Annotated in this window: 9 protein-coding genes; 1 reads left to right on the top strand and 8 read right to left on the bottom strand. The window is 45.2% G+C overall.

Features of this window, described 5'->3' with window-relative positions:
- From WG943_RS17280 to WG943_RS17305, 6 genes are all read right to left on the bottom strand, one after another.
- Nucleotides 1-777, bottom strand: coding sequence for a LamB/YcsF family protein (locus tag WG943_RS17280; RefSeq protein WP_340410915.1), 777 nt, complete (start codon nt 775-777; stop codon nt 1-3).
- Nucleotides 774-1784: a 5-oxoprolinase subunit C family protein gene (locus WG943_RS17285; RefSeq protein ID WP_340410916.1), complete on the bottom strand. Its 1011-nt coding sequence runs from the start codon at nt 1782-1784 to the stop codon at nt 774-776. Before WG943_RS17285 ends, WG943_RS17280 begins: the two co-directional genes overlap by 4 nt.
- Nucleotides 1774-2502, bottom strand: a complete 729-nt coding sequence (gene pxpB, locus WG943_RS17290; RefSeq protein ID WP_340410918.1) for a 5-oxoprolinase subunit PxpB — start codon at nt 2500-2502, stop codon at nt 1774-1776. Before pxpB ends, WG943_RS17285 begins: the two co-directional genes overlap by 11 nt.
- A gap of 321 nt (nt 2503-2823) precedes the next feature.
- Nucleotides 2824-3450: an HD domain-containing protein gene (locus tag WG943_RS17295; protein WP_340410919.1), complete on the bottom strand. Its 627-nt coding sequence runs from the start codon at nt 3448-3450 to the stop codon at nt 2824-2826.
- A gap of 13 nt (nt 3451-3463) precedes the next feature.
- Nucleotides 3464-4807: a TonB family protein gene (locus WG943_RS17300; protein WP_340410920.1), complete on the bottom strand. Its 1344-nt coding sequence runs from the start codon at nt 4805-4807 to the stop codon at nt 3464-3466.
- The gene (locus tag WG943_RS17305; RefSeq protein ID WP_340410921.1) at nt 4794-5393 is read right to left on the bottom strand and encodes an RNA polymerase sigma factor; all 600 of its coding nucleotides are present in this window, start codon (nt 5391-5393) and stop codon (nt 4794-4796) included. Before WG943_RS17305 ends, WG943_RS17300 begins: the two co-directional genes overlap by 14 nt.
- 206 nt (nt 5394-5599) lie before the next feature.
- Between WG943_RS17305 and WG943_RS17310 the strand changes: the two genes are divergently transcribed.
- The gene (locus tag WG943_RS17310; RefSeq protein ID WP_340410922.1) at nt 5600-7447 is read left to right on the top strand and encodes a vWA domain-containing protein; all 1848 of its coding nucleotides are present in this window, start codon (nt 5600-5602) and stop codon (nt 7445-7447) included.
- A 152-nt stretch (nt 7448-7599) separates the two neighbouring features.
- On the opposite strand, the gene WG943_RS17315 is transcribed toward WG943_RS17310, so the two are convergent.
- Nucleotides 7600-7938 carry a DUF1684 domain-containing protein gene (locus WG943_RS17315; RefSeq protein WP_340410923.1) on the bottom strand — a complete coding sequence of 113 codons (339 nt, stop codon included), beginning with the start codon at nt 7936-7938 and terminating at the stop codon, nt 7600-7602.
- A 300-nt stretch (nt 7939-8238) separates the two neighbouring features.
- Nucleotides 8239-12714, bottom strand: coding sequence for a DUF7619 domain-containing protein (locus WG943_RS17320; protein WP_340410924.1), 4476 nt, complete (start codon nt 12712-12714; stop codon nt 8239-8241).
- Between the last annotated feature and the right edge of the window lie 72 nt (nt 12715-12786).

Consider the following 12786-nt stretch of genomic DNA (forward strand, 5'->3'; position numbering starts at 1 on the left):
TTAGATCGCCTTTAGCTGTATGCTTTTTTTAGTGAGTGTGTCGTTTATGTAACGTGCAAAATCCAGGGCATGCGGTCCATCCCCGTGAATGCAAACAGTATCAGCTTGTATATTTATGTCGTTGCCTTGCTGCGTCTTTACCTTTCCAGCTGTAATCATGCGCAGCACCTGCTGCACAGCTCTCTCCGGGTCAGTGATTAAAGCATCGGGTAGTTTGCGGGAGGTGAGGGTGCCATCTTGTTGATAGGTTCTGTCTGCAAAAACTTCGCTGGCTGTTCTCAGGCCTGCAGCCTTGCCCGCATCTAGTAAAGCGCTCCCAGCCAAGCCGTAAAGTATAGCCTCCGGACACGTTTTGTAAACGGCTTGTGCTATAGCCTGTGCGAGTGCAGGATTAACAGCCGCCATGTTGTAAAGCGCTCCATGTGGTTTTACATGATGCAGGGTAATACCCTCTGCCTTTGCCATAGCCTGCAGCGCCCCTACCTGGTAAACCGTCATGGTATATACTTCTGCGGCACTAACAGCCATTTCTCTTCGGCCAAATCCAGCTAGGTCGGGTAGGCCGGGGTGTGCACCAATGGCTGCCCCATGTTGCAGTGCCAGCTGAATAGTGCGCTGCATTACCAATGGATCGCCGGCATGGTAGCCGCAGGCAATGTTAGCAGAAGTAACGTATGGAAGTATAGCCTCGTCGTTGCCTATGGTATAGGTGCCAAAGCTTTCGCCCATGTCGCAGTTAATATCTATGGTGAGCGGTTCTACAGCAAATGGTTTCATGATGTTCTTAATTTCAGGCTGATGGCACTTTTCAGTTGCTCCAGGTCTGCTTCCTGTTGCATGTAAAGTGCATGTGCCTCCTGTAAATTTACTTTTTTAAACTGAATATTTCTGCCCGGCTGTACCTGCGCCAGCTTCGGAAGATCTGCTGATATTACCTGTGCAATGCGTGGATAACCCCCTGTGGTCTGGTGGTCGGCCATGAGTATAATAGGTGAGCCCTGCGGAGGCACCTGCACCGCGCCAAAAGTCACAGCACTTGATAACATTTCCTCGGGTTGAGCAAGTTGCAACACCTGCCCCAGGAGGCGGTAACCCATTCTGTCGGATTGTGATGTTACCTGAAACTTACCTTCCCAAAAATACTGCTGGCTACTTTCGTTAAACAGCTCATGCTCCGGTCCTGGCAGTGCTTTGATTAATGGTTGCTCTTCGTACACCATGTAGGGCTGCGGCTCAAGTGTCCAGGAGGTTTGCGCAAACCATTTGCCAACGGCCTGTTCGGATAACTTAGTAAAAAGTGCTGCAGCAACTGGCGTATGAGTTTGGCAGGGAATAACATCATCCACTTGTAACGCTCTACCCTGGTAGCCTCCGAATCCTGCCCGCAGGTAGGTAGAGGTGCTCCCAAGTATAGCAGGCACATCTATTCCGCCGGAAACCGCCAGGTAAGTGCGGCAACCCTCTCTTGCACCTTTTAAAGCCAAAGTGCTACCAGCTCTTAAAAGTATAGGCCGCCACATGCGTACCGGCTCATTATTTATAACCGGTGTCATGTCGGCACCTGCTAAAGCTATCAGCTGGTCGTTCTCAAAGTATAAAGTAGGGCCCTGAAGAGTAATTTCTAAAGCAGCAGTATTATCAGAATTCCCAACCAAAAGATTAGCTATGCGCAGTGCAAAGGGGTCCATAGCTCCGGCTACAATTACGCCTTCCTGTTGGTGCCCATGCCTACCCAAGTCTTGTACCGTTGTCAGTAAGCCAGGCTTAATCACTTTAATGCTCATGCTGCTGTTCGTGCTTTTTAAAATCTTCTTCTGAAACTGGTAAAAACCTTACTCTATCGCCGGCTTTTAGTAAACTTGGCTGCTCCCGCTGTGGGTCGAAAAGCACCAGTGGCGTGCGCCCGATCAGTTGCCAGCCTCCCGGTGTAGTAATAGGGTAAACTCCCGTTTGTGTACCTGCAATGCCTACCGAGCCTGCGGGTATAGTTGCTCGTGGTTCGTTTTTGCGTGGGGTGGCTAAGCGTTTATCTAAGCCACCGAGGTAAGGAAATCCGGGGGCAAAGCCTATCATGTGTACCAGGTATACTCTTTTGCTATGCAGCTCGATCACTTTTGCTGGTGTTAGCTTGTTATGGCTTGCAACCTCCATTAGGTCAGGACCATACCTCCCTCCGTAGCAAACAGGTATTTCTACTATCCTGCTGCCGTTTGCTTTTTGCTCCCTGGTTTTTGTTAACACCTCTTGCAGTATGGATATTACTTTGTCATAAGGGTCGGTTTTACCTTTGTTGCTGAGTAGCCATGGGTTATAATAAACGGTGAGGGTGGTGTAGGCGGGTACGTATTCCAGAATGCCAGGGATAGGGTGGCGGTCCAGGTAACGGGCTACGGCCTGGATTTTAGCATGTGTGGCTTCCGATACATCCTCTTCAAACTGCAACACAATGGCTTTGTCGCCGAGGGGCAGCAGTTGGATCGGGATAAGTTCTTTTCGGTTCATAGAGCTTGTTACGGAGTATAGCCACACTTCTGTTCAAGCTAAGCAAATTTCAGCGGAAATGGTAGGTATGTATACCTTATTCAATGCTAGTATTTTACTCGTATAGGGCAATCGTTAAAGAAATTGTCTACATAAGAAAACTAAGGGAGTAATTGCATCTGCATAGTCATAACTTTTGTGTCTATCCAGTGATTCAAACTTTCCAATAATCCCCTTAAGAAGATAGTTTTCTACTACTGTTGGTGCTGACCATTCTAAAAGAGCCGAACCGAATATGGAACAGTATAAAACTTTTAGCTCGCACCCTGTTTGGTTTTCTCCCTACCGCAGCATATCCAGCTCCATGCGCAGGTTTTCCCTTGCCTGTAGCTCTAGCCGTTCCCGGAAAAATGGAGTTTTAAAAATGTAGGGCTGAGCCAGAAAGCGCTGGAGTATACTTTGTCTGCCAGTTTGGTAAGTTGCGTCACTATACATGCTATACTCTTTACGTATGGCCTGTCGGTATACATTATATTTTTGCCAACCAGCGCCAAGTATAGCCAAGTCTAGGTCCAATAGAAAGTCAGTGGTGATATTGTTGTTTTGCTGGTGATTTTTAGTTGACAGAATCATACTTTTAACCTGGGCAATTTCATCCTCCGGTAAACTTATCTGATGCAACTGTTCTTCTGCAAGTTGGGCGCTTTTTTCTTCGTTGTCGGTTTGGGTAGGAGTGTATACAATATCGTGGTAAAAGATGGCAAATTGCAACAGGTCGTACTTTATACTTTCGTGCTTATACTTTTCTGCCAGTTCCAGCATGTAAGCCAGGTGGTTGAGGTTGTGGTAATACCGGCCTTCGGAAGTATACGCCTGCTCCAGCTCTTGCCATAGATTTTCTGTTAAGTAAGCATCAGCAGTATACTTGCTGCACAGTGTATCCCAGTTTTGTTTAAGTTCTTTAACCATGTTTGCTAACTATTTACGGCTTAAACCGCACTGTTATTTTTACTTGCTGCGCTTTAGCACTTCCGTTGCTGGTAGATGGCTTCCAGGCAGGTCCTTCTTTTATTAGTCGTAAGGCTTCCTGGTCGCAGCTGGTGCAAAGGCTTTTTACTACCTTCAGGTCTTGCAGTTCGCCGGTGGCGCCTACGGTTGCCTGCACCACCACACGTCCTTTCTTAGAATTTGAAGTATAACGGATATTTTCTTCAAGATATTTTTTATAAGCACGTATGCCGGCAGCGGGTCGGGCAGCTACGATGGCAGGAGGGGGTGCAGTGGTTTTTGCGTAGCCTGTCACCACCACTTCGCTAAGTGCCCTGGTATCCTCCTTCAGGTTTACGGTCAGGTTTTGAGTACTGGCATCGATGCTTTTTTCTTCTCGCTCAAAACCGATAAAGCTGAAGGCCAGTGTTGTATTATCCTGTGGTAAACTGATTGTGAAGTTGCCATTAGAATCGGTAGCCACACCGGAATTTGTTCCTTTTATTGTTACGGCCACACCCGGCAAAGGCTGCCCATCCGACGAAAGCACCTGCCCCTGTACCTGCTTTATGGCAACGGAGTTTATTCCTCTTATCCTTATGCCAGCTGCTTTTCCTACTAATGCCCGTTCTACAGAAGTAGATTCTGGTACCAGCGTGTTTCTGCTCTGGTAGCCTAAAGACTTTACAGCTTCGGTAGGTGCTGTTGTTTTGGCAATGGCAGGAGCATCGGCTAGCTTTATTGGGTTTAAGAACAACGTATCTGGCTTAGCATCTTCCTGTACCAAAACATCTTCTACAACCTCAGCCTCACGATCTGCTACTACAACAGGTGGCGTATACCTTGGCCGACTTTGTGAAGGAGACGCTACAATCAATTTAGGGCGCACGGTATCCGGGGCAGCCTCAGCTATACTTTCTTCTGAATCTGCAACAGGCTCATATGCTGGTTTCATAGCTTCCTGAAGGGCCGTTTCTGTTGCGGCTATACTTTGTTCCTGCTTCAGTTCTCTGTAGTTGTAGTAAAACACCAATACTGTTGAGCATAGTAACACCAGAATAGCTGCGGCTATACTTACAGTTGTTACCGGCCGGCGCTTCTGTTGCTTGGTTCTGGCTGCAACTAGTTTGTTTATACTTTTAACAGCAGCCGCTGTTTTGCCTGCATCCGAAATAGCCATACCTTCCAGCACATCCGAGCACAAGTCGCAGTCCAGCAGGTGGCGCTCCAACTGGTGATGCAAGGAATGGGGCAGGGTGTTATCGTGGTACTGGCGCAGCAGCTCCACAGACGGATGGTCTCCCGGTTCCCAAAGTATATGTCGGTTATTTTGGTGCATGTTTTTTCTCCAGGTATAGTTTCAGGTTTCGTTTCCCGTTCTGGATATAACTTTTTACTTTGTTTAGATCGCAACCGGTTAAGGCGCTTATTTCTTTGTAACTTTTTTGCTGCAGGTAAAACAGTTCGATGCATCGGCGTTGTTCAGGTGGCAACTCCTGCAGGGCCTGCCGCAAAGCCTGTTCCGTTTCCTCAACCTGTTCTGCTTCTGTTAGATGCATGGGTGGCGCATTTTCCATAAACAGGGGAGGAGAATCTTCTAAAGCTATACGTTGCACCTTTTTGCCAGCCCTAAGTTGCATCAGGCAAAAATTACGGGTAGTGCTGTGCAGCCAGCTTTTAAAGTTGCTTACTTCGTGCTTTAGCAGCGCCTCTGCAATGTGTTCAAACAGCTGCATGGTGGTATCTTTGCTTTCTTCCTCATCCTTCAGGTATTTCAGGCAAACCAGGTATACCATTTCCGAGTGTCGCTGATACAGTTCTCCCAAATGCTCCAACTCACCCGTCTGTTGGTAGAGGCGCAGCAATTCCTCGTCGCCGGGAGGCGCCTTGCCGTTGGTAAATAGCCTGAGGAAGAAGGGTAGCATTAAATTATACTTAGCTGTTATAATGGATTACAGTACTTGCTGTCAGGATTTTCGTCTTCTGTTTTTTATTTAAACGCAAAGTACCTGAAAGATGCAAAGCAACATCTCGCTTAAGACCATCATCTAAAGAAAATAAAAATTTTCCAGAATTTTTTATGGAAAGTGTGTGAAGGCTGCATCCACTAGTAAACCAAAACACAAAAGCCATGAAAAAGCACATCTACTTACTGCTTGCCCTTATGATGATCGGGCTGCAGGCAATTGCACAAGGACGTATGATTACCGGGACCGTTACCGATGCAAACGGAGGCCATCCCTTACCTGGGGTAACCATAATGCTGAAGGGAACAAGCACCGGTACCAGCACCGACCAGCACGGCAAGTACAGTATAAGTGTACCCAACAACAAAGCCATACTTGTATTCCGGTTTATCGGCTACAATACCAAAGAAGTGAAAGTAGGTGCCAAACAGCAGCTGGATGTGGCCATGGAGGTGGATAATAAGCAACTGCAGGAGGTGGTTGTAACCGGATATGGAAGGGCCTTGGCTGGAAAGGTGGCTAGTGTCAGAATTCGGGGCGTGGCTACACAAACTTACGTGTCTTACGACATGAATGCGCCCATGCACAATACCGAAAATTACAACTACATCAAAGAAAGTACTTTTCAGAACGCCAAGAGAAACCCTTTGTCAACCTTCTCTATTGATGTGGACAATGCCTCGTACAGCAACGTGCGCCGCTTCCTGAACCAGGGACAAAAGCCACCTGTAGACGCTGTGCGCATAGAGGAAATGGTTAATTATTTTACCTACGACTACAAACAACCAACAGGCGATGCGCCATTCTCGGTATATACAGAACTTTCGGAGTGCCCTTGGAATAAAGATAACCAGCTGCTGCACATCGGCCTGCAGGGCAAAAACATACCTACAGATAATCTGCCGTCGTCTAACCTGGTATTTTTAATTGATGTGTCAGGCTCTATGATGTCACCGGATAAACTGCCGTTGGTAAAATCTGGGTTTAAATTGCTGGTGGAGCAGTTACGGCCACAGGATAAAGTTGCCATTGTGGTTTATGCCGGAGCAGCCGGTTTGGTATTGCCTTCTACAAATAAAAAGAAAGATATGCTGCAAGCGATTGATGCCCTGGAGGCAGGTGGTTCTACAGCAGGCGGTGCCGGTATTAAGCTAGCCTACAAGGTGGCACAGGATAACTTTATGCAGGACGGAAACAACCGGGTTATACTTGCCTCTGACGGTGACTTTAACATAGGCGTGAGCAGCGACAGTGAACTGCAGCGCCTGATTGAAAAGGAACGTGAGTCGGGTGTGTTTTTAACGGTGCTGGGTTTTGGTACCGGCAACCTGAAAGATTCTCGAATGGAACAACTGGCTGACAAAGGCAATGGCAACTATGCGTATGTAGACAATATTCTGGAGGCAAAGAAGGTGTTTGTGAATGAGTTTGGCGGCACCTTGTTTACGATTGCCAAAGACGTAAAGCTGCAACTGGAGTTTAACCCGGCTAAAGTAAAATCTTACCGACTGATTGGCTATGAAAACCGAGCACTTGCTGATGAGGAGTTTAACGATGATAAAAAAGATGCCGGTGATCTGGGATCCGGGCACACCGTAACGGCTTTATATGAAATTGTACCGGCCAGTTCCAAGTCTGATACTAAAGCAGCAGGGGACGTAGACCCGTTAAAGTATCAGAAAACAGAGCTGGAGCCAAATGCGAATCGAACAAACGAAATCCTGACCCTGAAGCTACGTTACAAAGACCCTAATGGCTCGCAAAGCAAGTTGATCTCTACTACAGTAACAGATAAAGCCGTAGCAGTAAACAACACCTCCGATGACTTCCGTTTTTCTGCTGCAGTGGCTGCCTATGGTATGCTCCTCCGCGACTCTGAATTCAAGGGCAACGCCTCTTACCCGATGATTCTGGAACTGGCAGAAGGTGGCAGAGGTAAAGACAGAGAAGGATATCGTATTGAGTTTATAAATCTGGTAAAGTCAATGAGCTTGTTGAGTGATAGGAGGTGATTTGAGTAATTACTAATTATAAATTACAAATTAAGAATTGATGGGGTGATATACAGGCTGTCATTTCGAGAGCACCGCGAGAAATCTGAAATATTGTAGTATTATGAAATGCTCCGGATTTCTCGCGGTGCTCGAAATGACAACTTCTACCTTTAGTTAAGATCCATTACGCCGGCTCTATTCTCAAGCGTCAGCTTATTCTCCTTGGGAGTAATGGGGCAGAAGTAGTTGTAGTTGTAGTTGTAGTTGTAGTTGTAGTTGTAGGCGCAGTAGGTGTTATAAGTTTTGTTCAAGTCAAGCATGAGGGTGTTGCTTTTTGGTATACGCAGGTCCAAATAGCGGTATCCGCCGTAGGAGGTTATGCCTTTGGTAGCATCCGTGAATGGAAGGAACAGGTAGTCTTTATACTCTTCCTTTAACCAGAGATCGTGGCTCTGGTATATGGTAAGCATAAGTGGCTTGCCTTGTAGTTTACAAGTGCAGTTCGCCATACTTTTCTCAGATGGCCCGGCTGCCTGTGGTGGTAGGCATGGTAAACGGAAGCTGATCAGGGGTTATGGCGAACTGGGCTGCTATACAATGATTACTATCAGCAGGAAAGAACTCCAGCCCCTTAAACTTTTTGAGCGCCTGCTTTGGAAGCAGTGTTTTTTCGGGGCTGCGTACATGTTGTTTAGCTCAGCCTCTAAGTTTATGACCTCTTGCTGCCACAATGCTACAGGCTGCTCCTGTGCCTGAGCAAGCATGGTAACAAAAACATGGTGATTAAACCTAATAAATTTATTTTCATACTATAGCACACTTAATTTTTTGGTGATAATCCCGCGATCTGTTTTAATCTGAAGCAGGTACATTCCCGCCTTTACTCCATCAATATCTACGTCAAGTTTTTCAGGTCGTGGCTTTGTAAGCGTGGCTGTGTACACTAGTTTACCTACCGAAGTATAAAGCTGTACCTCCTGCACATCAAAATCAGCATGTAAAAAACTTATGGTAAACTTGTTATTAGTAGGGTTCGGGTATACGGCAATAGCCTGGTCTGGCGTTAGCATTTCTAACATAAAATCTGTAGTGCTTGTGGCTGCACCGCCAATACCATGCACAGAGACTTTGCCGGTTGTTGCTCCACGCGGCACCTGCACTTTATACTTAGTTGCCGACGCCTCCAGTATCAAGGCCTTCTCACCATTAAAAAATATCTCATCCTGAATGCCCAGTGTGCGGAAGTGGCTGCCGGTAATTTCTACGGTGGTGCCAACAGCGCCTTTTACTGGAGACATAGCTTCGAAAACGGGAGCAGGAATCACATCAAAATAAACAGCGCTACTTGCCTTGCCGCCTGGGGTTTCTACAGTAATATATCCTGAGGTGGCATCTTGAGGTATTCTTACGGTTAACTGGGTGGTAGTAGCGGTTACTATATGCGCCAGCGCCTGTCCAAAGTACACTTTGTTTCGTTCTACAGCAGTAGCAAAGTTTTCTCCGACAATAGAGACAGTGGCGCCAACTTTATCTTTTTGTTTGCTCAAGCTGCCGATGCTTGGCTTGTGCCATACTACATAGGCGTTAGAGCTTAAGATTTCTCCCCCTTTTGTAGTTATCTCAAACTTGGCTGTGGTTGCCTGAGCTGGTATCTTAACGACTAAAGTATTATCGTAGTGGTCTATTATCTCACATGTTAAGTTACCTAGTTTTATACTATGTAACAGGCTGGAGTCAAGGTGCTGGCCTTGTAGCGTAACAGTAGCGCCAATCACTCCTTCGGCAGGGCTAAAGCTGCTTATAATGGGAGGCTGGTATACTTCAAAAGTTTCTGTAGTGCTGGCAGCTCCATCGGGTGTAACAACTTTCAGTTTGCCAGTGGCAGCGGCTACCGGTACCAGTACTCTTAATGCTTCTGCCGTGGAGCTGATTACCGTAGTCTGCACACCGTTAAAATATACTTTGTTTTCGGTAGCACGGGCAGAAAATTTGCTGCCGCTAAGTATAACCTCAGTTCCCAACTTTCCTGCAGCAGGAGAGAAGGTACTTATACTTGGGCTTGCAATAATGTCCTCAGCATTCAGCTTCACGTTTTCGTTTACTACTGGTGGCATGTTGTAGATGCGGTTAACAGTAGTATTAGTGCGTACCGGAGAGTTGTAGTCAAAAAAGATATCAGCAAAGTTTTCTACGGCTGTTTTCGCTGGCAAATCTGCTTTTGGTTTAATGCTGAACTGGATATATCCATGGCTAGCCGGTTCGTTGGTTGTGCTATCGGGTAGCATGATGTTATCAAAGGTCCAGGTGAGTACGGGTTTGCCTTTGCCGCTTACTTCAAAACGTGCTGTATGCGAGGTTGAACCTAGCTGCAGTGTGCTCAGGTCCAGTTGCTCTGATAAGGTGTCTACTACCACTACACGATAAGCCACATCCGTACCTGTATTTTGAAATCGTATTTTATACTTTAAGGTTGCTCCTGTTGGTGTATAGTTTTCTTCCGTCAAACCCACCGGCGATACTAGCTTGTCATTAGGGTCGAACGAGTCGATGATCGGAAGGCATTCTTCTGCCACTTCGGCCTCTTCATCATCGGTTGGCATGGCGTTTACAAAGCCAGTGCTAAAGGCTTCACGGGTTGCTGCAACACGGCATCCTTCTATTGTTGCGCTGGCCAGCTTGTTATCGCCGTTTCCGTTTGGTTGATCAGCTTCCAGCCTAACTGTTTTACCTCCTGCCGGTATCCAGAAAACCAAGCTGTCGCCTGCGGTAAGTTTGTACTCCTCCACTGTTGCCAGCTGGCCATCAACGAATAACCTGAACACCTTACGGGAGTCCATGTCAGCCTGCCCTGAATTTTTGATTACAAATCGTACCATTCCCGATTCGAAATCGCATTTGCCTGTAATGGTAGCAACAGCAGAAGGCGGAGCAGTGGGGCTCTGGTCTCCCGGGGTTATCCAGGCTTTGGTGCACACGGTAAGGCCGCGTATACTTTCGTCGCCGCAAACTACTTTGTCCTGTATGGTTATCACGCTTGTCTGGCCAGGATTAACGGTTCCTGCATCGAACACATACGTGCCATTTGGCAGCCGGGTATAGGGTTTGTCTGCTGAGAGCAGTTCTACCTCTTTTGGCAATTGGAAGTATACTTTGGCGTTAGTGGCAGGGGCAAAGCCTGAGTTGGTATAGGTAAGTTTGGTGGTGCTGTCGAAGCAACGGCGGCGGCGCGTGGAGGATACACTGACAGAGAGGTAGGGGGAGAGGGTGACTTGGTTGGCGAAGTTTATGTTTTCAATATGTTGAGTACTTTCGCTTACGGATATAACTTGGTTGGCTTCAGGGCAAATTGGTTTGATCTCCTGACCTACTTTACTCGGTAGTATCTGTGATATATTATATTCTCCTTTACCCAGTGAGAGTGAGTAAATGCCGTTTGCATTAGTTACACCGTAGTATGGACCCGGAGTAGCCATGACCACTATACCTTCCAAAGTCTCTTCTTCCGGTTCATGTTTGCAGTTTAAATTTTTATCATAGTAAACTGTGCCAGATACATACCTGTTAGATTCGACATAGCTATCAGATGTATAAAGGGTGTATGCTTCACTTCTCCCATCGTACACAATTAACTTACTTGCTTTACCATTAACATCTACCCAGGCTATCTCATCCGCTGATTGATAAAGTAGCACACCATCCGTATTGTATACATTTAACTTCCGATCTTTAACTTTTGATGTTACATACACATTTCCTGAATCATCAACGTCCAAGTCAACTTTTGTTTCAATATCAATCTGGTTGAGAGAAAAACCGCCAAATTGCTTTACAAACTCTCCTTTAGGGGAAAACTTCTGTACACGATCTCCATCAAAGTCTGTTGTATAAATATAGCCTAAAGGGTCTACGGCAATATCTAATGGATTACGCATTCTGGTTGACTCTTCGAAGCCAGATTTTATTTTTTGTATAAATTGACCAGTAGCACTAAGCTTTAGTATACTGTTTCCATAGTAATCCGATAAATATATATTGCCCGCTAGATCTATTGCCAAGCCAGAAAAATAATGTCCTGTATTCAGATCATTGCCGAAGTCAGTGTACTTGTTTATATATTTTCCTGTTGGGCTAAATTTCCAGATGCAGGGTTTACCAAACCCGTGCTTATTACTTTCTAAAATATAAATGTTGCCGTGAATATCCTGTTCAATTCTTTCAGTAGAATTAATCCATAGTCCATCTGATATTGTAGGTCCAAATTGTAAAATTTTCTTTCCCTCGCCGTTAAATTTTGTGATTACTCCACGGTAGTCAAGGAAAAGTACGTTGCCTATATTATCTATAGAAAAACCTGAAGATTTATAAGTATCTCCCCATTTCTGAAGTACCTGACCACTATTGCTGAATTTAAGGATTTGACTATCACCATGATGGCGACTGTCTGAGACATATAAGTTATTTTCTGTATCTAAAGCCAAGTGTATTTTGGTACCATCAAGCATACCAACTCCACTTCTGTAACTTATTTCCCGTTGGTAAACTCCTGATGTATTGAAAACCAATATTTTTCTTGCATTTAGATCTGATACAAACACCTGTCCATTAGAATCTATAGCAATTTTGTATGGGTTGTACAGGTACTTGCCTCCATTTGCAATGCGAAAATCTACTAGTAATTGACCATCTTCAGAATATTTGTGAACAGTTTTACTATTATAGCCATCAACTACATAGATGTTGTTGTCACTATCTAATGCAATTCCTGTTGCATCCACATAATTAAGGTCTGGTGATGTCAATTTGAAGCTGTGAACTAAAATACCTGTGTTTGAATACCTTTGAACACGGTCGTTTCCGGTATCGAGCACATAAATGAAACCATTATCGTCAACGGTTATGTCTTCAGGATACTTCAACTGCTCTGGATCACTACCAAAGGAGCCAAACTCCAACAATAGATTTCCCTCCTTGTCAAATTTCATCACTTTTGAGTTGGAGTAATTTACAAGATAAAGGTTATCTTCTTTGTCAGTAGCTAAGTTACATGCCCGGTAATGATTGCTATCTATTCCCTTTAATTCATAACGCCAATCAAGTTCCCCTTCCTGATTGAACTTACGGAACTGCCAATCTGAAACGTATAGGTTATTGTGGCTATCAATAGTTAGTCCCCAAGGATAATCTACTTTAATACCAACCATTTTATTTAAAGAAAAACCCGGTATTTGAGAGAAAGTAGTACTTGATGAAATAAATAGAATTAAAAAAAGTAAAGCTGTTCTCATAGGCTAAAAGTATAAATGCAGTAAAGTATGGCTATCAGGCTGTAAATGTACTAATTAAAGTATAAACATAAA

The organism is Pontibacter sp. H249 (assembly GCF_037892465.1).
Taxonomy (GTDB): Bacteria; Bacteroidota; Bacteroidia; order Cytophagales; family Hymenobacteraceae; genus Pontibacter.

Bases quoted from the DNA above. Each gene is read 5' to 3' on its own strand.
- WG943_RS17280 (WP_340410915.1), bottom strand. From the start codon at position 777: ATGAAACCATTTGCTGTAGAACCGCTCACCATAGATATTAACTGCGAC.
- WG943_RS17285 (WP_340410916.1), bottom strand. From the start codon at position 1,784: ATGAGCATTAAAGTGATTAAGCCTGGCTTACTGACAACGGTACAAGAC.
- pxpB (WP_340410918.1), bottom strand. From the start codon at position 2,502: ATGAACCGAAAAGAACTTATCCCGATCCAACTGCTGCCCCTCGGCGAC.
- WG943_RS17295 (WP_340410919.1), bottom strand. From the start codon at position 3,450: ATGGTTAAAGAACTTAAACAAAACTGGGATACACTGTGCAGCAAGTAT.
- WG943_RS17300 (WP_340410920.1), bottom strand. From the start codon at position 4,807: ATGCACCAAAATAACCGACATATACTTTGGGAACCGGGAGACCATCCG.
- WG943_RS17305 (WP_340410921.1), bottom strand. From the start codon at position 5,393: ATGCTACCCTTCTTCCTCAGGCTATTTACCAACGGCAAGGCGCCTCCC.
- WG943_RS17310 (WP_340410922.1), top strand. From the start codon at position 5,600: ATGAAAAAGCACATCTACTTACTGCTTGCCCTTATGATGATCGGGCTG.
- WG943_RS17315 (WP_340410923.1), bottom strand. From the start codon at position 7,938: ATGGCGAACTGCACTTGTAAACTACAAGGCAAGCCACTTATGCTTACC.
- WG943_RS17320 (WP_340410924.1), bottom strand. From the start codon at position 12,714: ATGAGAACAGCTTTACTTTTTTTAATTCTATTTATTTCATCAAGTACT.